The organism is Flavobacterium sp. GNP011 (assembly GCF_056428925.1).
Map to the genome: position 1 here is coordinate 134618 of NZ_JBWJVJ010000001.1, position 21611 is coordinate 156228.

General features: G+C 34.5%; 18 protein-coding genes. 9 read left to right on the forward strand and 9 right to left on the reverse strand.

Features of this window, described 5'->3' with window-relative positions:
- Positions 1 to 169 precede the first annotated feature (169 nt).
- The 4 genes from AC061E_RS00585 (at position 170) to AC061E_RS00600 (ending at position 5929) form a co-directional block, all read left to right on the forward strand.
- Positions 170 to 3007, forward strand: coding sequence for a carboxypeptidase regulatory-like domain-containing protein (locus tag AC061E_RS00585; RefSeq protein ID WP_478284524.1), 2838 nt, complete (start codon positions 170 to 172; stop codon positions 3005 to 3007).
- A gap of 10 nt (positions 3008 to 3017) precedes the next feature.
- A complete protein-coding gene (locus AC061E_RS00590; protein ID WP_478284525.1) occupies positions 3018 to 4367 on the forward strand; it encodes a DUF5689 domain-containing protein in 1350 nt (449 codons plus the stop codon).
- A 60-nt stretch (positions 4368 to 4427) separates the two neighbouring features.
- Entirely contained in the window at positions 4428 to 4889 is a 462-nt protein-coding gene (locus tag AC061E_RS00595; RefSeq protein WP_478284526.1) for an FKBP-type peptidyl-prolyl cis-trans isomerase, read from the forward strand.
- A 173-nt stretch (positions 4890 to 5062) separates the two neighbouring features.
- A complete protein-coding gene (locus tag AC061E_RS00600; protein ID WP_478284527.1) occupies positions 5063 to 5929 on the forward strand; it encodes a hypothetical protein in 867 nt (288 codons plus the stop codon).
- A gap of 74 nt (positions 5930 to 6003) precedes the next feature.
- Here the strand turns inward: AC061E_RS00600 and AC061E_RS00605 are convergent, their stop codons facing one another.
- A complete protein-coding gene (locus tag AC061E_RS00605) occupies positions 6004 to 8121 on the reverse strand; it encodes a glycoside hydrolase family 97 protein (RefSeq protein WP_478284528.1) in 2118 nt (705 codons plus the stop codon).
- 307 nt (positions 8122 to 8428) lie between these two features.
- On the opposite strand from AC061E_RS00605, the gene hflX reads away from it, so the two are divergent.
- Both hflX and AC061E_RS00615 read left to right on the forward strand, forming a co-directional pair.
- On the forward strand, positions 8429 to 9685 hold the full coding sequence (gene hflX, locus AC061E_RS00610) for a GTPase HflX (protein ID WP_478284529.1): 1257 nt from the start codon (positions 8429 to 8431) through the stop codon (positions 9683 to 9685).
- A gap of 777 nt (positions 9686 to 10462) precedes the next feature.
- The gene (locus AC061E_RS00615; protein ID WP_478284530.1) at positions 10463 to 11497 is read left to right on the forward strand and encodes a serine hydrolase domain-containing protein; all 1035 of its coding nucleotides are present in this window, start codon (positions 10463 to 10465) and stop codon (positions 11495 to 11497) included.
- Positions 11498 to 11763: 266 nt separating this feature from the next.
- Here AC061E_RS00615 and AC061E_RS00620 read toward each other — a convergent pair whose 3' ends face one another.
- Positions 11764 to 13278 carry a S8 family peptidase gene (locus AC061E_RS00620; protein ID WP_478284531.1) on the reverse strand — a complete coding sequence of 505 codons (1515 nt, stop codon included), beginning with the start codon at positions 13276 to 13278 and terminating at the stop codon, positions 11764 to 11766.
- A gap of 384 nt (positions 13279 to 13662) precedes the next feature.
- Here AC061E_RS00620 and AC061E_RS00625 point away from each other — a divergent pair, with 384 nt between their 5' ends.
- Both AC061E_RS00625 and AC061E_RS00630 read left to right on the forward strand, forming a co-directional pair.
- Positions 13663 to 14049: a hypothetical protein gene (locus tag AC061E_RS00625; protein WP_478284532.1), complete on the forward strand. Its 387-nt coding sequence runs from the start codon at positions 13663 to 13665 to the stop codon at positions 14047 to 14049.
- An 18-nt stretch (positions 14050 to 14067) separates the two neighbouring features.
- On the forward strand, positions 14068 to 14538 hold the full coding sequence (locus tag AC061E_RS00630) for a PEGA domain-containing protein (RefSeq protein WP_478284533.1): 471 nt from the start codon (positions 14068 to 14070) through the stop codon (positions 14536 to 14538).
- A gap of 237 nt (positions 14539 to 14775) precedes the next feature.
- Here AC061E_RS00630 and AC061E_RS00635 read toward each other — a convergent pair whose 3' ends face one another.
- The 7 genes from AC061E_RS00635 to AC061E_RS00665 form a co-directional block, all read right to left on the reverse strand.
- A complete protein-coding gene (locus AC061E_RS00635; protein ID WP_478284534.1) occupies positions 14776 to 15627 on the reverse strand; it encodes a DUF3078 domain-containing protein in 852 nt (283 codons plus the stop codon).
- 423 nt (positions 15628 to 16050) lie between these two features.
- Positions 16051 to 16563 carry a DUF2480 family protein gene (locus AC061E_RS00640; RefSeq protein ID WP_478284535.1) on the reverse strand — a complete coding sequence of 171 codons (513 nt, stop codon included), beginning with the start codon at positions 16561 to 16563 and terminating at the stop codon, positions 16051 to 16053.
- 80 nt (positions 16564 to 16643) lie between these two features.
- Positions 16644 to 16967: an SUF system Fe-S cluster assembly protein gene (locus AC061E_RS00645; RefSeq protein WP_086455167.1), complete on the reverse strand. Its 324-nt coding sequence runs from the start codon at positions 16965 to 16967 to the stop codon at positions 16644 to 16646.
- Positions 16968 to 16989: 22 nt separating this feature from the next.
- A complete protein-coding gene (locus tag AC061E_RS00650; RefSeq protein WP_478284536.1) occupies positions 16990 to 17706 on the reverse strand; it encodes a hypothetical protein in 717 nt (238 codons plus the stop codon).
- 12 nt (positions 17707 to 17718) lie between these two features.
- Positions 17719 to 18138, reverse strand: a complete 420-nt coding sequence (locus tag AC061E_RS00655; protein ID WP_478284537.1) for a SufE family protein — start codon at positions 18136 to 18138, stop codon at positions 17719 to 17721.
- 12 nt (positions 18139 to 18150) lie between these two features.
- Positions 18151 to 18585 carry a hypothetical protein gene (locus AC061E_RS00660; RefSeq protein ID WP_478284538.1) on the reverse strand — a complete coding sequence of 145 codons (435 nt, stop codon included), beginning with the start codon at positions 18583 to 18585 and terminating at the stop codon, positions 18151 to 18153.
- 16 nt (positions 18586 to 18601) lie between these two features.
- On the reverse strand, positions 18602 to 19816 hold the full coding sequence (locus AC061E_RS00665) for an aminotransferase class V-fold PLP-dependent enzyme (RefSeq protein WP_478284539.1): 1215 nt from the start codon (positions 19814 to 19816) through the stop codon (positions 18602 to 18604).
- 180 nt (positions 19817 to 19996) lie between these two features.
- Here AC061E_RS00665 and AC061E_RS00670 point away from each other — a divergent pair, with 180 nt between their 5' ends.
- Positions 19997 to 21349: a serine hydrolase domain-containing protein gene (locus AC061E_RS00670; protein WP_478284540.1), complete on the forward strand. Its 1353-nt coding sequence runs from the start codon at positions 19997 to 19999 to the stop codon at positions 21347 to 21349.
- Positions 21350 to 21611 lie beyond the last annotated feature (262 nt).

A 21611-nucleotide genomic window follows, 5' to 3' on the forward strand; every position in this document is an offset into this window, starting at 1 on the left:
TGTAGCAATTTTTAAAGGTTTATACCACGTTTCCAAAATTCATGTTTAATTTTTTTGTTGTCCTAAATCAGGATAACGGTTAGTAATGATTTTAATTCAGCTGTTGCTCGTACAATGGCTGAATTATTATTATTGTTTTTTTAACCTTAAATTATTTGATGTTGAATTTATGAGTAAATTGTATTACCTATTGTTTTTTATCTTTTTTTGGAGTGGCATTCAGGCACAAGAAAGCACTGGTTTTTTTGGTAAAATAATCGATTCAAAAACTCAAAATCCCATTCCGTTTGTTGTAGTTAGCGTTCAAAACACATCCTTGATGCAAGTCACAGACAAGGAAGGCAAGTTTATTTTTGAGGGCGTTCCACCTGGTACTATTTTGGTTTTGGTTCACAGTCAAGGTTATAAAGATGGCTTATATCCGCTGGAGATAACAGCGGGAAAAATGGTAGACTTAGGAAATATAAGTCTTCAAGACGATCAATCTTTAGACTTACAAAGCAGCATTGTCACATTAATGGATAGTGATTTTAATGATGATAACAGTTCCTCAGAGAGTACTTCAGGATTATTGCAATCTTCTCGGGACGCTTTTCTACAAGCTGCCGCTTTCAACTGGGGACAAGCTCGGTTTAGAGTACGTGGTTTAGATAGTGAACATTCTACCATGATGATCAATGGGGTTACTATGAACAAGGTATATGATGGTAGACCACAATGGGGTGAATGGGGCGGCTTAAATGACGCACTTCGCAATCAAGAGTTTACCTTAGGAACCGCCCCATCTGATTATACTTTTGGAGGCATCCTTGGAACGCAAGAAATAAATACTCGAGCCTCTATTTATAGACCAGGAACTAGAATTACATTTTCTGGAACCAATACAAACTACAACTGGCGTTCTATGGCTACGCATGCGTCTGGTATGAGTAGAAAGGGTTGGGCCTATGTGGTTTCTGCTGGAAAACGCTGGGCTCAAGAAGGCTATTTTGAAGGAACAAATTACGATTCGAATTCGTTTTTTGTAAGCCTCGAAAAAAAGTTAGGAAGTCAGCATGCTCTTAACCTTACTGCTTTTTACACACCAAATTCTAGAGCTAAAAATTCGCCAAATACTGATGAAGTAACGCAATTAACCAATCCCAGATACAATTCTTACTGGGGTTTTCAAGAAGGTAAAAAACGAAATGCTCGTGTAAAAACCATTGAGGAACCCATTTTCATGCTCAATCATTATTTTAAAATTAATGATAAAACAAACTGGAACACTAGTGTTTTTTATCAAATAGGGACTACCGCAAACAGCACCATTGATTATCAAAATGCCAATAGTCCAGATCCTACGTATTATAGAAAAATGCCCAGTTATTATTCCTCACTATATGCACCAGATCAAGGAGAGTTTTCGGGAGCATTTACTCCTGATCTTGAAAATGCTGACAAAAGTAAAGCTGCTTTTTTAGCTAATCCGCAACTTGACTGGAGATCTTTATACCTAGCCAATCAAACAACTGTTCTAGATGGAAACGGAAACATTACAGGTTATGAATCCACTAGGAGTAAGTATGTTTTATATGAAGATCAAGTGCAGGCCGAAACAGGGTCAGTAACAACAAATGTTAGCGCGGCATTATCTGAAAACATTTTCATGAACGCCGGAGCTTCTTTCAAGAAAATGAAATCTAACAATTCCCAGGTTTTAGTTGATCTTTTGGGAGGTTCTTATTTTAATGATATCGATGCTTTTTATGAAGGCAATCAATCCCAATCTGATTTAAACAATCCCAACAGGCAAGTAGGAGTGGGGGATAAATACGGGTATAATTTTAATTTTTTAGCCACTGTTATAGATGCTTTTACACAGTTTAAATTCAGTTACAATAAAGTCGATTTTTATTTGGCACAGCAATTTTCAGCAACAAGTTATCAACGCGAAGGCTTGTATAAAAACGGTATTTACGAGACAAATTCTTTTGGCAAAAGTGACGAAGTAGCCTTTGAAAACTTTGGATTTAAAGGGGGTTTAAGTTTCAAAATTTCGGGTAAACAAGTTTTGGTATTAAATGCAGCTCACGCTACAAAGGCTCCTACTTTAAGAAATACGTTTGCCAATGCCAGACTCAATAACGCTATTGTAAATGATATAGAAGGCGAAACCAATAGTAGCGTTGATGCTAGTTATGTGTACCGTTCTCCAAAATTGAAAGCTAGAGCAACAGCTTACTTCTCAAAGTTAAGGAATGCTACTCAAATTTCGTTTTTTTATGCCCAAGGAATTTTTGATGACGGCGCAGGTTTTTTAAACACAGATGCCTTTGTAAGTCAAACGCTCACCAAATTAAACAAGAAAAATATAGGTGCCGAGTTGAGTTTAGAATACCAATTGACTACAACCATAAAAACCACATTTGCTGCTGCAGTGGGTCAGTATACCTTTGATAATAATCCAAAAGTTACACTCACAAATGATGCTGCAGCAACCCCAGAAAATAATGCTCCTGTTTTTGATTTTGGAAAAGCATCTCTTAAAAATTACAAACAAGCAGGAATGCCTCAGCAAGCATACTCGCTGGGACTAGAGTACAGAGACCCAAAATACTGGTGGATCAGTGCCAATGTAAATTATTTAACAAACACTTATATTGATGTGGCTCCTATTTTAAGAACCGAAATTTTTTATAAAAATCCAGCTAATGGTTTAAATTTTCCCGAAGCTACAGAGGAGCGCGCAGCACAATTATTAAGACAAGAAAAGTTTGATCCCGTAACCTTACTCAATATTATAGGCGGAAAATCATGGATCATTTATGGTAAAAATGTAGGTGTTTTTGCAAGTATCAATAACGTGCTCAATACAACCTATAAAACAGGAGGATTTGAGCAAGCCCGTAATGCTAATTTTAGAGAAATCAATCAAGATACTAGTAGCGGCACACCCTCTTTTGGACCCAAATATTTTTATGGCTATGGCCGAACTTATTTTGTAAATCTCTATATCAATTTTTAATTCAAATCACATGAAATTTCAACGCTATCTTTTTATAGTTCTATTGCTGGTTTTATTCAGTGGTTGCGTGCCAGATGAATTGCCTGCACCTAAACTTACCTGCAACCAGCCTACTTTAGTCACTAACAAATCAGTGAAGGATATTCATACTACTGCAAATGCTATTGTAACGCAGTACAAGTATGACGATGTTATTGAGGCTTATGTTGTCTCTAGTGACGAATCTGGGAATTTTTTTAAATCAATATCTTTTCAAACCTTGGCAACAGCCACAACTCCAGCACTTGGTTTTAGCGTTCCTGTTGATGCTTCTAATTTATACATAGATTATAGATTGGGAAACAAAGTGTATATAAAACTCAAGGATTTGTACACAGATATAGATTTTGGCGGGGTACGCATAGGGAACATATTTGTGAATTCATACAATCAGGGAGGTGTGGGAAGATTGTCTCAAAATGATTATAAGAAAGTTTTACATGCTTCTTGTGAGACGGTACAGGAAGAAGCACTTGTACGCACAGGAACTATGGAGGCTTTACTTAAAGATGAAAACTTAAATACGTTGATAGAATTTACAGAGGTGCAGTTTGTTGAGGATGCTATAGGTCGCAGCTATTTTGAAGAATCAAATAATGTAGGAGGTGCTACAAACTGGGGTTTGAATGATAAAATGGGAAATCAAGTGTATGTAAGAACGAGTAGTTTTGCTAATTTTTCCTCAAAAATAATTCCGGATAATAGCGGTAAAGTTCGAGGCATACTCACTAAATACGGAAATGATTTTCAGTTGTTGCCTCGTTCAGAGAAAGATATTGTATTAACAGCTCCAAGAGCAACTCCTTTTTTCTCTCAAAATTTTGATCAAGTGCCAGACAATTCCACTTTAAGTTTGCCAGGCTGGGGTAATTTTGTACAAGCCGGTTCTTTATTATGGAAAGGTGCGCTATATGCAGGTAACGGTTTTGCTGAGTTTAGTATATCTGGAACTAGGGTGAATTCTAATATTGCTTGGCTCGTCACGCCTAAAATTGATATGGATCAACATACAAAAGAGGTGCTGACTTTTAGAGCGGCACAAGATCGATTGGATATTGACTCACCACTAAATTCCTTAGAGGTATATGTCTCAACTAATTTTGATGGGTTGAATGTTGCCACTGCCACTTGGACCCGACTAGCAGCAAACTTGCCCAAACAAGCTACGCCTTGGAACCAATTTATAGGCAGCGGTGCCATTGATTTATCAGCGTACAAAGGAAAAATTAATATTGCTTTTAAATATACAGGTTCAGGACGTAATTTAGCACTTGACGGAACTTTTCAAATAGATGATGTACAGGTTTTTGGTGAAAAATGATTTCTTTTTATTATCATTCCTGAATTGCTATATTTGCATCAACAATAAATAATAAAACCTATGAAATCTATAGTACTTGCCTTCATTTCTATTTTATTTGTATCTTGTTTAGGAGACAATGAAATAACAAAACCAATTGACTACACCGCACAAAATGAAAAAGAAATAGTAGATTATATTGCTAAAAATAAATTGAATGCCATAAAAACAGGTACTGGATTGTACTATGTGATTAATGAGCCTGGAACTGGTGATCAGCCAAAAGCAACCTCAAACGTTACGGTAGCCTACAAAGGATATTTTACCAATGGATCTGTGTTTGATGAAAGCAAACCTGAGGGGCTTTCTTTTGGTTTAAACCAAGTAATAAGAGGCTGGACAGAAGGAATTCCTTTTTTCAAAAAAGGCGGAAGCGGGATATTATTAATTCCTGCACATTTGGGCTATGGAAGCAGTACAAACGGTCCTATTCCAGGCGGATCGGTACTGATTTTTGATGTAAAGTTGATCTCGATAAATTAATTTACTTTTTAAACAAATAAAAAAGAGAAATCTGCTCCGGTAGATTTCTCTTTTTTTTACAGAGTCACTTTTTTATACCGTATTCTTTAAAAACTTCTCGTAAATTAGAATTAAATGAGAAACGGTACATAGGTTTTTGTATTTTAGTAGCCCCAAATCGAAACTAAATTGAAATGAAGACCTATCTTTTTTCCCTTATTATGTTGGTAATGCCATGCCTATTATTAAGTCAAACTTCCAAGCCTGAGGTAAAAATAAAAGCCATAAAGTGCATTAAAACAAATTTTAAAAATTTGAAAAGTGGAGAGATTACCCACAAAGATTACACCTTTAAAGACGGAAAATTAATAAGCATTAAAACGTCTGATGTGATTCAAAGTTTTTTTTACAATCCAAAGGAGCTATTGGACATGACCGTTAAAGAGCGTGTAGGGAGTAATTGGAAAGAAGTTATAAATTATACGTACAACAATAATGATCAGCTCATAAAGTTTACCAAAAAATACGAAGAAGGCGGAGAACTGGTTACTAAAACCGTAACCATAAGTTATGAAGGATCACGCGTAAAAGTAACTACTAAAAAAAGTACTAGCCATCAAATCGTGTTGGATGATATTGAATATGTAGTTGAAAACGGAATTATAGTTAGACGTTCCACAAGAGATAGAAACCAACAAATTGTTAAAAAAGTAGAGTACCTTTATTTTAAAGAAAACCCCATACGCCACAAAGATTTATTAGGTGACAAACAAATAAAAAACTTCACATTTGATGATAAAATTTCAGTAAACGCCTTGCTGGTTCAAAATATTTTCGGAACGCATTATAAAGTTATTGTACCCATTATTTCATGGCATGAAGAAGAATTTGAGTTTGAATCTATTGGCAATAACAATGTTTTAAATTTTAGTTCCACCGCAGTAGATGCCGTAGGAAAAACAAGGAAGTACAAGTACAACGCCGCAAATTTCCCAGTATCATGTTCTCTTATAGAATCAAACGGAATTGTAAAAACTGAAATTAGCTATAGTTATGAGTAAGGAATCACTAAAACAAATCTACACACAAAAGGCTGTCCCGCAAGACAGCCTTTTCATATTTAATGATTACTTAATTACTTTTTAATCTCGATAATACTGATAGCATAACCACCACCTGGAGCAGCAAGTACATCTAGTTTATAAGCGTTAGTAACTTTAACTTTTTTGACAGTATACGCTTGTGGATTGGTTTTATAATGTGCGTCTTTAGCATCAGCATAAACGGTAGCTTCATAGGTTTTACCTTTATCTAAAAAATCAAATTTGATTGTTGCCGTTCTCGGTGTTTCACCATTTACGTTACCTACAAACCAGTTGTTTGTTCCTTTGGCTTTACGCGCAACGGTTACATATTGCCCAGGTTCTGCTTCAAGATATTTACTGTCAGACCAGTCAATAGCCACATCTTTAATAAACTGAAACGCATCTGGAAAACGGTCGTAATTTTCTGGTGTATCAGCAGCCATTTGTAGCGGGCTGTACATAGTTACATACAAAGCTAACTGATTAGCAAGTGTACTATTGACATGTGAATTATTGTCTTTATTCAACTTGCTCAAGTCCATTTCAAATATTCCAGGAGTATAGTCCATTGGTCCGCCAATTAAGCGTGTAAATGGTAAAACCGTCACGTGGTTAGGCTTTGATCCTCCAAAAGATTGGTATTCGGTTCCTCTTGCCGCCTCGTTACCTATTAAGTTAGGATAAGTTCTCGCAATTCCCGTTGGTCGAACGGCTTCATGAGCATTCACCATAATTTTATAATCGGCTGCTTTTTCAATGGCGTATTGGTAATGATTGATCATGAATTGGTTGTAATGATTCCCACCGTTTTCGATGATATCGCCAACATATCCACTTTTTACAGCATCGTATCCGTTGTCTTTCATAAATTGGTATGCTTTGTCTAAGTGGCGTTCGTAATTGCGCACTGAGCCTGAAGTTTCGTGGTGCATGATCATTTTTACGCCTTTTTCTTTAGCATACGCTTGCAAACCTTTTACATCAAAATCAGGATAAGGGGTTACAAAATCAAAAACATAATCTTTTAAATGACCAAACCAGTCTTCCCAGCCTTCGTTCCAGCCTTCAACTAACACGCCATCAAAACCGTGCTTAGCAGCAAAATCAATGTATTTTTTTACGTTGGCATTGTTCGCCCCGTGCTTGCCGTTTGGTTTTACTTTTGAGAAATCAGTAACTCCAAGTTGTACGGTTGGCAATTCATCGGTGTAAGCCCAAGAACTTTTTCCAGTAATCATTTCCCACCAAACGCCCACATATTTCACAGGTTTAATCCAAGAAGTATCTTCAATTTTACTAGGCTCGTTGAGGTTCAATGTCATTTTAGAGGCTAGTATTTCTCTCGCGTCATCACTCACGATTATGGTACGCCATGGCGAATGTTGAGGTGCTTGCATATAGCCTTTGTCACCTTTTGCATCTGGTGTTAACCATGATTCAAACACCATGTTTTTATCGTCAAGGTTCAAGTGCATACAAGAATAATTGATCAACGCCGCCTCATGAAGATTGATATACAATCCATCAGCCGTTTTTAGCATTAATGACGTTTGCACTCCTGTATTCGAAAATGATTTTTGAGATACATTTGCAGTTGTAGCTTTCTCAGTCAACCCTCTTATTTCGGATAGTTTAGAGCTGGTATAATCGTATTCCTGTGTATCATAATCGCCTGGAATCCAAAATGCAGTATGATCGCCAGTCATGGCAAATTGGCTTCTTTCTTCTTTGATTACAAAATAAGTTAGGTTTTTTTGCGAAGGAAATTCATAACGAAAACCCAAACCGTCATTGAACAAACGAAAACGAATAATCATTTTACGTTCCGTCTCTTTTTGTTCTAAAGTAACTGCAAGTTCGTTATAATTATTTGTTATGGTGGCAACTTCGCCCCAAACAGGCTGCCAATTTTCGTTTACAGTGCTTGTTTTTTGGTCAACAACCGTAAAATCATTTAGTAATGATTTCTTGTCATTTTTTAATTCAAGACCCAATTTACTGGTTTTAATAACTGTTTTGTTTTTATAGGCTAAGGTATAGGTTGGCGTTCCATCGGTTTGTAATGCAAATTCCATTAGCATTTTTCCGTTTGGAGATTGCAACTGTTGTGCTTGTACCGAGCCTAAAAACCATAGACAAAGAACTGTTGTAAAAAAGAATTGCTTCATTTTTAAAAATGTATTTCAAGTTAATGTTATGTTTAAAAATTTGTCGCAAGCCATAACGCAGCCGCAATCACAATTTTTAAACCCGTAAAAACAAAAGTAATCCCTTTTTTATTATTTCAAGTACAAATTTGCTTAATCTGAACTGGAGTGAAAGCAAGTACCTAGGAACGCCAATTTCTTTTCAAGGAAAGTTACCATTTGGCTTGACCGCAAAAAAACTATCATTATTCACGGCAAATACATTTTTATAAACCCATAGCTTCATAAGTCGCTTACAAATCCGTAAATTTGTAGCTTATTCAATGACATGTTAGAAAAAGAAGTAATCAATTTCGAAAAAACCGCTTTAGTTGGTATCGTAACTCAAAATCAAAGTGAAGAAAAGTTAAAAGAATACCTAGACGAATTAGAGTTTTTAACCTACACCGCTGGTGGAGAGGTAATCAAGCGCTTTTCACAAAAAATGGAGCGCCCTAATCCCAAAACGTTTGTTGGTACCGGAAAAATAGAAGAAATTCACCTTTTTGTAAAGGAAAATGGAATTTCGACCCTGGTTTTTGACGACGAATTATCGCCGTCGCAACAAAAAAATATATCCAAGATTATCACCGAATGTAAAATTCTAGACCGTACCCACCTTATTCTAGACATTTTTGCACAACGTGCCGAAACCTCTTATGCTCGTACCCAAGTTGAACTGGCGCAATGTATTTATATGTTGCCACGTTTGTCCGGATTATGGACGCACTTAGAGCGACAAAAAGGGGGAATTGGAATGCGTGGACCAGGTGAAACCGAGATTGAAACCGACCGTCGTATTGTGCGCGACCGTATAGCCTTGCTCAAAGACAAAATCAAAACTATCGACAAACAAATGGGCGTGCAACGCAGCAACCGTGGTGCCATGGTACGTGTGGCGCTGGTGGGATATACAAATGTTGGTAAATCTACCTTGATGAATGCCGTGGGCAAAAGTGACGTTTTTGTAGAGAACAAACTCTTTGCAACGCTAGATACTACCGTGCGTAAAGTGGTTATCAAAAACTTGCCTTTCCTGCTTTCGGATACCGTAGGATTCATCAGAAAATTGCCTACGCAGTTGGTTGATTCCTTCAAAAGTACACTTGATGAGGTGCGCGAAGCTGATTTATTACTACACGTAGTCGATATTTCGCATGCAGATTTTGAAGACCATATCGAGTCCGTAAATCAAACCTTGCAAGACATCAAGGCACATGACAAACCCGTAATTATGGTGTTCAATAAAATTGACGCTTACAAACCGCTAGTCATTGATGAAGATGATTTGATGACCGAAAAAACCCCAAGACACTTCACGCTAGAGGAATGGAAAGCCACCTGGATGAGTAGAGTAGGAGAGCAAAATGCACTGTTTATATCGGCCACACACAAAGAAAATTTCGAAGAATTCAGAGAACGCGTGTACGAGTCTGTGCGCCAGATACACATAACCCGTTTCCCGTACAACAAGTTTTTGTACCCAGATTACAATGACGCCATCGAGAAAGACGAGGAAGAAGACAATGAATCCGAAATAGATTAATCGTTTCACAACCTTATACCACATCCCTTTTGATTTTCAAGAGGGATTTTTTTTGGGCATACCCCAGCTTTCACTAGCGTTGCAGCTGCGTCAGGCTGTTCGCTATATCTTTTTATACATTTTAGGCTACTAGCCTAAAATGTATAAAAAGGATGTCGCTTCCATCCTTCATGCGGGGCTTATCGGTAATTAGTGACGTTTAAGATTTTTAGACTATTTGTAAGAAAAAATTAATACATTTGAGAATCAATACAACGTGAATAACATCAAAAAGAATCTATCAAAAATATGTAGAGTAGCCTACTTTCATTGTAATTGAGGATGTGTTACGCATCGATATACCGAAAAACGAGAAAAAAATAAAAAAGTACATAGGAATATTTGACAATAAAGCAGAAAATAATAATAGTTTTAACTTAGAATAGGGTCCTATTTAATTTCAGAATTTAATCCACAACCATACATAACAATGTAACAGATGAAAATGAAAATCAAAAACTATCTTATTCTATTTATGAAGGAAATTATTCCGGTGATTATTGGATATTATTCAAACTGAAAGAACAATAGAAAAACATTGAGTCATTTGAGGGAAAATAAGAACTCAAGGTAAAAATGGATTTAGACATCAACCATAATGGAAAATTAGTATTGTATTTGTGATGATTTGCCTATCGTTATCGCTCAAGTGACAAAACTCCCTATAATGGGCTTGTTATAATAATAAAACCGCCGCATTCACAGAATGTTGGGCATCATTTTAAAAATCAGAAATCAATGAAATTTAGTATTACAATTATATCTTTTATCCTTTTAATATCTTTTAAAACTATTGCGCAGAATAAAAACGATAATGATTTAATCGCAAAAATCGACTCTATTTTAGAAAGCAATAACTTTAATGGAGTGGTATTCATAACCGAAAATTCAAAGCAAATATTTTCTAAAACTATGGGGTACTCAGATTTAGATAAAAAAAATATTTTAAAATTTAAGGATCAATTTGTAATAGGCTCTATTAGTAAACAAATAACAGCAGTTTTGGTATTGCGTGAATTTGAAAAAGGTAAAATTAAACTTGATGATAAAATCAATCAATATCTCACTCAGATTAACCAACCGTGGTCAAAAGAAGTTACAATTCATCAATTACTTACTCATACACATGGAATTGTAACATTAGATGAACCTTTAGAATTCGTACAAGGTTCTCAATTTCATTATTCTCAGTTAGGTTATGAATTACTTGCGCAAATTCTTGAGAAAGTAACAAACAAGAAATTTGAACAATTATCAATGGAATTTTTTAAACAATATGGTTTAAAAAACACTTTCCATCCTAATAACAAAAAATATAAAAATCTGGTAAAAGGGTATGAAGAAAATGAAGATAAACTATTAGAATATGCTTCAAATAGTTTGGATAATTTTGTTCCAGCAGGTGCTTTCATTTCAAATGTAGCGGATCTAGATGCATGGAATCAATTATTACATTCGGGGAAACTTGTCAAAACAGAAACTTTAAAATTGATGGAAACTAAATATGCCACCCGAATGCACCCAATTTTTGATAAAGTTGACTATGGATATGGTTTACTTTTTCAAGATGGAGAGCAAAACATACAAATTGGTGCATTAGGGTACGCACCTGGTTTTGCTTCTGCCTGCTATTTTTATCCACTTACAAGAAGCAGTTTAATAGTTTTGGCAAATACAGCAAAAAATTTAGATAATTTTAAAATGACATTCAAAGTACATACCGAGATAATGGAATTAATAAAGAAACGAATTAAATTAGTCGAAAAAAATTAAAGGAATACGAATTAAAAAAGACAAGTTTGATTATAAACATATTACTAATTCAGGTAAACAGATAGAAAAACTTAAAATTGATGCCTATCCAACAAGCGTAATTTTGGATAAAAATGGAGTTATTAAAGTTGTAACCCCCGAAATAACATCAGCTGAAATGAAAGACATACAAACTACTCTTACGACCTTGTTATAAATTCAAAATTATTAAACATAAAAAAACCACTTAATCTTTTCAGCATTAAGTGGTTTTATTTTTTTATAGTTTATTGAACAGCTTTGAAAGCATCAATGTTTCCATGACCAAAATCAGGATTTTTAGTTGGGTAATATCTTGAGGATTGTTTCATTTTTGTGAGTACTTGATCTCGTGTCCAAGTTGGATTTTTGGCCCAAACTAATGCTGCAATTCCTGCAGTAGTGGCAGTAGCCACAGATGAACCTCCCACATAATCAGATTGATTGTCGTAGTAACTTGTAACAGGTACTGTGTTTCCTCCTGTTGCTCTTTGCATAGCTATGGTAAAATCAATTTTATCTCCGGTGTGGCAAACATCACATTTTTGATAATTTGTACCTTCTTTAATTCCGGTTACGGCAACTGCTTCGGGCATCCAAGCCGGGAAAATAACTCCAACAAAAGTGGTGAATGTTGTAGAAGTTCCTCCGGCGCAAAATATCAATTTGCCTCGGCTATGAGCGTATTTTACACCGTCCGAAATTTTCCCAACAGAAAATATGTATCCCATAGACATAGAAATAATTTTTACATTCGGGTTATTACCTAAACCAGTAAAGGCATCTTTAACGCCATTTTGTTCGTGGTACCCTTCTAGCAAAACGTTTTCTGCTGCTCTATATGTTATCAAGTTGGCATTATATGCTACCCCAACAGGTAATCCTTTATCATTTCTTGGCGCAGCCGCAGCCGATGCCATGCTGGTTCCGTGTCCACATAAATCACTAGGGCCATCTGTGGTGCTGCTCCATGGCCAAATAGAATCTACAAATGTTCCAAATTTTTGAATAGTACGACCAGTTGATAAACCGTTGTTAAAACTAGAACCTAATAAAGTTTGGTTTGGTGACGTACCAGTATCTATAACACCTATTGTAATTCCTCGTCCGGTGCTTACATTCCAAGCCGATGGAATATTATGTTGGTAAAATGCCCATGGCACTCTTGCATTAGGAGTGACGGTAGTAAAATCTGCAGAGTTTAATGTTGAAGCTTCAAGCCCACAACCAGAGCTCGTGCTGGAGCTTGATTTCTCATTTTGATTTTTCACGGTTTCGCCTATAAATCTATAATCAGCAGGCTCAACGTATCTAACAAATTTAGTTAGTCTTAAGGCTATAACGGTTTCTTGTTTGGTGATTACAACATCGATAAGGTTTAAATACGCATCCGAAGAAACTAAAATATCCTTGATTTCCTTCCCTTCATATTTAGAAATAAGCTGCAGTAAATCTTCTTGCATTTTTTGATTGTTAGATGATTTACTTCTATCAAAATCAGTTTCGGAATTCCCAAATCCTATTGTGATTAAATTTTGACCTTGCAAAGCCGCACTCCAAATCATTTGACTCGACGTTTCACTCCAATGGAATTGTTTGTTTGAAGACAAAACTTGATTAATTGTTGCGTTAATTTGTGTTTGGGTCAATGGTTCTTTTTGCAAAGCATTTACCTTTACGGTTTGATTTTCATTTTCATCTCTGCTACACGAGGTGAATACAATAGCGGTTACAAGTACTAATTTAAAAATTCTAAATGTCATATTGGTTGTTTTTTAGTTATAATATTACTAATATAATATTTTTTTGTTATAAATATAAATAAGTATCTCAATTTTTATTAAAAACACATAGTGATTACTCTATTTTGTCTCTCATTTAGTACGAGGGTATATTAATTTTAAAACAGAATAACTAAGTCGTTGTAATATTGTAAGTTAGGGTAACGGATTGTTATAATTCGTATTTTGTGTCCGATAATAGTACCATTGGAACAAGAATGTTCAAAATAAAATATAATTTTAAGCTCTATTTTTTTGTAGTTAAAATCACTTATATTTGCACATAATAATTTTGGAAGTTAGTTTTCGTATAGCGTAAATTTTATGAGTACTATTCCAAAAAAAAATTAAATTAAATAAAAAAATATGAGAAAACTATTATTTGGAATTTCATGCTTTTTTCTCATTAGTTGCGGAGCAAGTATAAATTCCAGTTTTACAGAACAATTAAAGCCATTGACAATTGAAAACAAGGTTGCATTTCTTGACATAGAAAATAATGTTCCCGAAAATTCAAAAAAAATTGGTTCAGCAAAATTCGGTGATTCAGGATTTTCAACTGATTGTGATTTCAACTCAAATTTAATTAAAGCTAGAAATTTAGCTCGAGAAAATGGTGCTAATATTATAAAAGTAACGGAGAAGAAAGAACCTAGTATTTTTGGGTCATCTTGCTACAGAATTAAAGTTGACTTTTATTTTTATGAAGGTGATGTAACAAAACTATCACAGTATCAGTTACAACTTAATTAAACTTAACTAAATATTATAATGAGAAACAAACTTATCACTTGTTCATTTGCTTTGACATTTTTAATGTCAAGTTGTGCTACAATTATTTCAGGATCAAAACAAAATGTGAAGTTTTCGAGTAACCCGTCAACGGCAACTATTTTTATTGATGAGATTGAAGTTGGTAAGACACCATTCGAAATCAAACTTGCAAGAAAGAGTGAACATAGTGTCATGCTAAAACTAGAAGGATATCAAACGTATCAAACAAAATTAACTAAAAAGTTTAATGCTTGGTATCTTGGAAATATAGTAATTGGGGGTTTAATAGGGATTATTATTGATCCCATAACAGGTGCTATATATAATTTGACACCAAATGAAGTAAATGCCCAGATGAGTCAAGGAACCGCATTTAAAAACAATGGAAAAGATGTATATATTGCCGTTGCATTAAATATTGATCCTAGCTGGGAAAAAGTTGGTCAATTGGAAAAGGTAAATAATTAAAGAACTTAATTTCGTATTTATAATTTTTTTAAAAACCGTAAATTTTTACCTAATATATTCTTATTCATTAGATTAAATCTATTTATTTAGTCAATATGTAACTGCAATAGCTTAAAAAAACTCTTTAAGATTTTTATATGTACTAATACCTGTCCATTAAGATAGTCAATATTAAATAAAAAGGCCTTTTGGAAATTTCCAAAAGGCCTTTTTTATAATAGTAGATTTGATTTATGTTTACAATCCGTAGTTGATTCCTAAGCCAAACAATTGTCCTACTTGAATGCCTTTTATGGCATTGTCATCATAAATGGTTTGCACAGCAATATTAGCCGACAAATACTTATTGATTTTCATTACCACATTCAATTGGTAATCAACATCCACGTTTTGTGGGTTATCAAGATAATTAGAATACAAATTCAAACGGTTTTGAATAGATACATTGGTCATGATATTTACTTTGTAGTAAGCAGAGATACTGGCTCCAAACTCAAAACGAGAATTATCTCCTTGAAGCACACCAAATGACGGGCCTAATTCTGTGAAATGATCGTGCACAAATATGGCTTTTGCTGCAGCTGGCGCAAAATTCACACTTAAATTTTCGTTCTTTTTCCAGAGCATACCTGGACCCATCTGGAAATAAGCCGGAGAAAAGAAATGTGATATTTTTATGTTATTTTTATTGTCCAGACCCGTGTCCATTTGAGTCTTAAAATTGAAATAAGCCGAGTAGAACCAGTTTCCAGATGCTTTTTTACCCCATAAGGAGTTGATTTCTAATCGGTCATCTGTTTTGGCAGTACGCTCGTTACCTTTTATTTTACTTAATCCATAAGCCAATATAAATTTATTATCCCAAACGACATCGTTTTTTTTATAATTGAAATCGTAGTTTAAACCAAAGTTTCCAGCTATGTTTGAGGTTCCTCCACCCAGCCATTCTTTATTGTATGAAGATTGACTAAAAAGTAAAGAAACATTCCCTTTTCTAGTCCAAATTTTGGTAGAATCTTTAGGAGTTTCCTGAGCGTTTGTAACTGATAACGCCAAAAGAAAGATAAATGTAAGTAGTGTTTTTTTCATATTTGTTGTTTTAAAAAAACAAATATATATAAAAAAACAATTAGTAGATATTTTATAAGTTGTTGTAAATTAGAATAATAACAGAGTACGGTTGATATTTATTCTCCTCGAAATAGTAAATAGGGATACAATAATTACGCTTTGAAAACAGAATTACTATTTAGTATTAAAGTATTGAAATACATGAAGTTAAACTATAAATTAAATGAATTTGATGTGTTAAAATCAAACTAATGTGACCGTATTTGTGATCTAAAAATTAATAGTGAATGATGACAAAAAAAGCAATTCTAATTTTTAGATGAAAAACAAATATTTCCGTTAAGTGACATCAAAACAAATAACTTAAATCGCATTGTATAGATTCAAACCCAGTAGAGAACTGAAAAAAATAGTTTTGCGTACGCAGAAATACTACAAGAGTTACTCTTTTTTACTAATCTTAAACAATGGCACGGCTGAGCATGCTTCGCCATACATAATACTTCTGGCAAAAGGCTGTAGGTGGCTGGCTGCTAAGAGATACGCTCGCATCGGAACAGGTTTTTTAGAGCAACCTTTAAGGATTACGGGTTTGTCTTGATAAGCCGAATAGTCGATTTTTGGCAATAATTCTTCGTATAAGGAGGCTTCAAGATCTTCTAAATTCCCATTGACTATTTTTTTTGCATAGGGCACAAGTTGAATGGCAACCAGTATAGATGCCCATGCCGGTACTATGGCATCAGTACTGCAATGTATAGCTACATATTGATCTTGGTATTGTGACCAATCGTGATTTTTGAGATCTTCTCTGAAGTTTTTTTCTCGTAAAAGAAAACCTTCCACTAACCATTGCGAAATATCAATTTGTGTACGAATCCCTTTTGGGTAATAATCCTCGAGATCGAAAACTTCGAGCACACTATTGGTAACTTTATTTATTATTTCTTCCATTTTTGAAGTCTTAAAGTCGAATGTCGAAAGTCATAAGGCCTTTTACTTTTAGACTTTATGACTTTCAACTTTACGACTTATTATAGCATCCCCAATTCTAATTTGGCTTCTTCACTCATTAAATCTTTGCTCCAAGGTGGATCAAAAGTGATTTCAACTTCGGCATCTTTTACATGCTCGATAGATTTAATTTTATCTTCGACCTCTTTTGGTAAACTTTCGGCAACGGGACAATTTGGTGAAGTAAGTGTCATAAGAACTTTTACTTCGTAATCTGTGTTTACCATTACGTCATAAATCAAGCCTAATTCGTAAATATCAACAGGAATCTCTGGATCGTAAATAGTTTTTAATTTTTTTACGATAGCTTCCCCTAATTCGTTAGTGTCTATTTCTTGTGTCATGTTTTTTTATTTTTGATTTTTTTTACTCGTACGTTACACTTGTTAAAGTTGTAGTATCGTAAAGACTTATAATTTTATCTATACCGTAATTAGCATTAGAAAATATAACATCTGTACTAACTTTAGCATCGTGCATTTTGTTTAATTCAACTACATCGGTTTGTAGGCCATTAAATACTTTATGAGAGAACGTACCAACGAGTGGATTTGTATCCATAAATTTTATTTGCTTTATTTCTGTACTTAATGAATTGAAGTAGTTAACCTTTGGGTACACTCTGTTAATTGTTTTCTTTTTATAATCCACAATAAATTTGAATGTAAAAGCATCCATATTTCTAGATAATTTTTCTTTAAAAATTTTTGAAAGATCAGGATTACCCCTTTTAAAATGAAGTGTCGTTTTATTTTTTCTCACATCATACTCACCATTTATTGAGTGCGTGTTATGATATAACTGTTGTATTAATCTTTTTTTGTCTTCAGTTTTAAAACTTTCTAATGCAACTGAACCAATAGTTTTTGTCGCATCTTTTGAATCTACAACCTTTGTAAACTTGATTTTAGGAAACTCCATCTTTAACAATAATGTATCTGCATAAACAGTATTATTCATTATTGTTAAATTTGATTTTTGTTCATACACAAATTTAATTTTTGAATATTCTTTTGGAATTACCGTTTGTGAAAAAACAATATTAGTAACTACTATAGATAATATAAGAAATAGTTTTTTCATATAAAAAGAGTCTTAGTTTTTAGCCTCAAATGCCAAAGCATACATTTTTATGTTTTTTATCATCGAAACTAGTCCATTAGCGCGAGTGGGCGATAGATGTTCTTTTAAGCCTATTTCATCAATAAAATCCGTGTTAGCAGATAGTATGTCGGCGGCTTTTTGATTGCTGAAGGCACGAATCAAAATGGCAATAATTCCTTTGGTTAAAATAGCATCACTATCGGCAGTGAACACAATTTCATCATCGGCTTGCTCTCCTTGTAGCCATACTTTTGACTGGCACCCTTTGATGATATTGTTTTCTGTTTTGTATTCTTCCTTTATCAAAGGTAGTTTTTTACCCAATTCAATGATGTATTCGTAACGATCCATCCAATCATCAAACATCGAGAATTCTTCTACTATTTCTTCTTGTATATCTTTTATAGTCATGTTTATTCGTGTTTAATTTGCCTCAGCTAAAGCATTGATTTTTTTTACTAATTTTTCAATTTCTCTTGGAGGAGTGCCATGATCAAATGTTTTACTTTGATAGGTCTTTTCTTTGTGCACTATTTTCAGATTTGCCATTGCTGCGCCGTCATGAAATCTTTTTTCAGAAGGTGCTTTTAATGTTTCCACTTTGTCAAGTTCAATAATTTGAAATTCTGTTATAAGTTCCTTCCAGTCAGCATCAGAAATGGGAGTTTTAGTAGGCTTTTCAGTCTCATTTCTGTCTTTGCTTACACTCAATTCTTGATTGACAACGGTAATTTTTTGATAAAAACCTCTCGTATTAGCCGTGTACTCGATCACTGTATTTTCTAGATCAGATTGTTTCTTGTTGCTGCATGTAGATCCAAGAATCACGGTTGCCACTAAAGCTAGTACTGTTTTCATAAGGTGTGTTTAAGTGTTAAGCAAGCATATTTTGAGCTCTTTTTACGGCAGCTACAAGACTGTCAATTTCTTCTTTTGTGTTGTAGAACGCAAACGAAGCTCTTATGGTGCCCGGAATCTCAAAGAAATTCATAATAGGTTGTGCACAATGATGTCCTGTGCGCACCGCTATTCCTAATTTGTCAATTATGGTGCCAATATCGTACGGGTGAATTCCTTCAATATTAAATGAAATTACAGACGTTTTTTCTCTGGCAGTACCGTAAATTTTCAAACCTTCAATGGTTAATAATTGTTGGGTTCCATACTCAAGCAATTCTTTTTCTTGCTGCTGAATGTTGTCAAAACCAACTGAGTTCATGTAATCAACAGCGGTTCCTAATGCAATTCCTCCAGCAATATTGGGAGTTCCTGCTTCAAACTTATGAGGTAGTTCTGCATAAGTTGTTTTCTCGAAAGTGACTTCTTTAATCATTTCGCCACCACCTTGATAAGGCGGTAATTTATTCAACCATTCTTCCTTACCATATAAAATTCCGGTTCCCGTTGGTCCACACAATTTATGTCCTGAAAAAACATAGAAATCACAATCTAGTTCTTGTACATCTGGTTTTAAATGCGGAACAGCTTGTGCACCATCTATTAAAACCGCAGCACCTACTTCGTGTGCCTTTTCAATTATGTATTTAACAGGATTGATTGTTCCTAGCGCATTCGAAATATGATTTACCGTTACAATTTTTGTTTTATCCGAAAGCAGTTGGTCGTATTCGGTCATAATCAACTCGCCATCCGTATTCATAGGAATGACACGTAAAATAGCCCCTGTACGTTCGCACAACATTTGCCAAGGTACAATATTGCTGTGGTGTTCCAATGCCGAAACTAAAATTTCATCACCTGGTTTTAAAATCGAAGCAAATCCATTAGTTACTGCATTAATACCATGTGTAGTCCCAGAGGTAAAAAGTACTTCGTGAGCAAATTTTGCATTAATGTGATTTTGAATTTTCTTTCGGGATTCCTCATAGGCATCCGTTGCTAATTGGCTCAAAGTATGCACGCCACGATGAATATTAGCATTGATTTCTTGGTAGTATTTCGCTATCGCATCAATTACCACTTGCGGTTTTTGAGTTGTAGCTCCGTTATCGAAATAGACTAATGGTTTTCCGTTTACTTTTTGTGTAAGTATGGGAAAATCGGCTCTTATTTTTTGAATGTCTAGCATAATTATTTAGAAAAAATCTAGTTACAAAAGTACTGAAATTAAACCGTTTTGAAATTAAGAATTCTAAGTTTTTCATACTTTCTTGTTATGCTTTGATAGCCAAATTATTTTGGAGTTATGCGCTATTAAAATCAAAAAGATTGAAATGTTTTTAATAAATTGCAGGATAAAGAAGCGCTTATGAAAAAAATTGTCAAAATTGCTGTCATTGCTTTGCTTGTCGGTATTTGTTATTTTGGATTTACAACGTATCCAAAACTGGATTTAATTTCGGGCTTTTCAGCCAAAAGTATTGCGTCTGGCCATTTTTTAGATCACCGTTCGCAGTCGCTTATTGAAAAAGGCGACAATGATATCGACATGATGGATTTGGCTACAAACCAAATTGATGAAGCAGGAAAATGGGCGATCGCCTCAGTATACGGTATAAAAGAACGAAAAGCCATTTACCGTGAAGGTTTAGGAGTCACTTTAATCAACGATGATTTTGATGTTTCAAAACCGTATTTGGTTCCCAAAAGAACAAAATTGAACAACAATTTACCTTTTCCGTACGGGAATAAAGAACCTAGAGATACCATTTTTGCTAACGTTGATTATACCAAATTGAATGCGGCTGTAGCCAATGCTTTTGATGTGAAAGGAGAATTGAAAAAGAGGACGCGTTCCCTTTTAGTAGTTTATAAAGACAAAATTATTGCCGAGAAATATGATACAGGATTTACTAAAAACAGTAGAATATTAGGTTGGTCCATGACCAAAAGTATCACGAGTGCCATGTTTGGAGTTTTAGAGAAAAAAAGAAAATTTGACATTGATGCTCCAGCGCCCATTTCAGAATGGAAAAATGACAGCCGAAAATTGATAACCACAAGTGATTTGCTTCACATGAACTCTGGTTTACAATGGGTAGAAGATTACGCTTCTATTTGTGATGCGACCAAAATGCTTTTTCAAGCCGAAGATATGACCCGAGCGCAACTCGAGAAACCGGCAGAATATAAACCTAATATGCGTTGGAATTACTCTTCAGGAACCTCTAATTTACTTTCAGGTATTTTGCGAAAGCAGTTCAAAACACATCAAGAATATTTAGATTTTTGGTACACCGATTTAATAGATAAAATAGGAATGAATTCTATGGTTATCGAAACCGATATGGCTGGAAATTATGTTGGCTCGTCCTACGGTTGGGCTACAACGCGCGACTGGGCTAAATTTGGCTTACTTTATTTACATCAAGGTAACTGGAATGGCGAACAAATTTTTAATGAAAGTTGGGTTAAATACACCGCAACACCTACAAATACTTCTGGAGGTAGATATGGTGGTCAATTTTGGCTTAACGCTGGTGGATATTTCCCTGATGTTCCAAAGGATATGTATTACTGTAGCGGTTTTCAAGGTCAAATGGTGGCGATAATACCTTCAATGGATATTGTGATTGTTAGAATGGGTTTAAAAGAGAATTCAGAATTTGATTTTAATGGAATGTTGAAAGGGATTGTGGGGAGTTTGGGAAAAATCAAATAAACAAATTTTTTACGTAGAGTAATGTACTGATTATTTTTTGCTAACTGAAATGAAATAGTTTTTGATTCTATTTTTATGTTGCGTAAACCCCAATAAAATCAAGCGTTTAAAAATTGTTTCCCTCATAAGTAAGGGAAACAATAATAGTTAGTATTAATTTTTATTTAGGAAAAATGATGTAACTACCTCGACTATTAATCGAAAAAACATTCTAAATAATAAAGTCGCTATATAAGGAATTCAAGAATACATTGTTGTAAGT

What these genes read in the sequence shown, in the direction of transcription:
- AC061E_RS00650 (WP_478284536.1), bottom strand. Translation starts at nt 17,706, where the DNA reads ATGAAAAAACTATTTCTTATATTATCTATAGTAGTTACTAATATTGTT.
- AC061E_RS00665 (WP_478284539.1), bottom strand. Translation starts at nt 19,816, where the DNA reads ATGCTAGACATTCAAAAAATAAGAGCCGATTTTCCCATACTTACACAA.
- AC061E_RS00605 (WP_478284528.1), bottom strand. Translation starts at nt 8,121, where the DNA reads ATGAAGCAATTCTTTTTTACAACAGTTCTTTGTCTATGGTTTTTAGGC.
- AC061E_RS00590 (WP_478284525.1), top strand. Translation starts at nt 3,018, where the DNA reads ATGAAATTTCAACGCTATCTTTTTATAGTTCTATTGCTGGTTTTATTC.
- AC061E_RS00655 (WP_478284537.1), bottom strand. Translation starts at nt 18,138, where the DNA reads ATGACTATAAAAGATATACAAGAAGAAATAGTAGAAGAATTCTCGATG.
- AC061E_RS00595 (WP_478284526.1), top strand. Translation starts at nt 4,428, where the DNA reads ATGAAATCTATAGTACTTGCCTTCATTTCTATTTTATTTGTATCTTGT.
- AC061E_RS00640 (WP_478284535.1), bottom strand. Translation starts at nt 16,563, where the DNA reads ATGGAAGAAATAATAAATAAAGTTACCAATAGTGTGCTCGAAGTTTTC.
- AC061E_RS00585 (WP_478284524.1), top strand. Translation starts at nt 170, where the DNA reads ATGAGTAAATTGTATTACCTATTGTTTTTTATCTTTTTTTGGAGTGGC.
- AC061E_RS00670 (WP_478284540.1), top strand. Translation starts at nt 19,997, where the DNA reads ATGAAAAAAATTGTCAAAATTGCTGTCATTGCTTTGCTTGTCGGTATT.
- AC061E_RS00630 (WP_478284533.1), top strand. Translation starts at nt 14,068, where the DNA reads ATGAGAAACAAACTTATCACTTGTTCATTTGCTTTGACATTTTTAATG.
- AC061E_RS00600 (WP_478284527.1), top strand. Translation starts at nt 5,063, where the DNA reads ATGAAGACCTATCTTTTTTCCCTTATTATGTTGGTAATGCCATGCCTA.
- AC061E_RS00615 (WP_478284530.1), top strand. Translation starts at nt 10,463, where the DNA reads ATGAAATTTAGTATTACAATTATATCTTTTATCCTTTTAATATCTTTT.
- AC061E_RS00645 (WP_086455167.1), bottom strand. Translation starts at nt 16,967, where the DNA reads ATGACACAAGAAATAGACACTAACGAATTAGGGGAAGCTATCGTAAAA.
- AC061E_RS00625 (WP_478284532.1), top strand. Translation starts at nt 13,663, where the DNA reads ATGAGAAAACTATTATTTGGAATTTCATGCTTTTTTCTCATTAGTTGC.
- hflX (WP_478284529.1), top strand. Translation starts at nt 8,429, where the DNA reads ATGTTAGAAAAAGAAGTAATCAATTTCGAAAAAACCGCTTTAGTTGGT.
- AC061E_RS00660 (WP_478284538.1), bottom strand. Translation starts at nt 18,585, where the DNA reads ATGAAAACAGTACTAGCTTTAGTGGCAACCGTGATTCTTGGATCTACA.
- AC061E_RS00635 (WP_478284534.1), bottom strand. Translation starts at nt 15,627, where the DNA reads ATGAAAAAAACACTACTTACATTTATCTTTCTTTTGGCGTTATCAGTT.
- AC061E_RS00620 (WP_478284531.1), bottom strand. Translation starts at nt 13,278, where the DNA reads ATGACATTTAGAATTTTTAAATTAGTACTTGTAACCGCTATTGTATTC.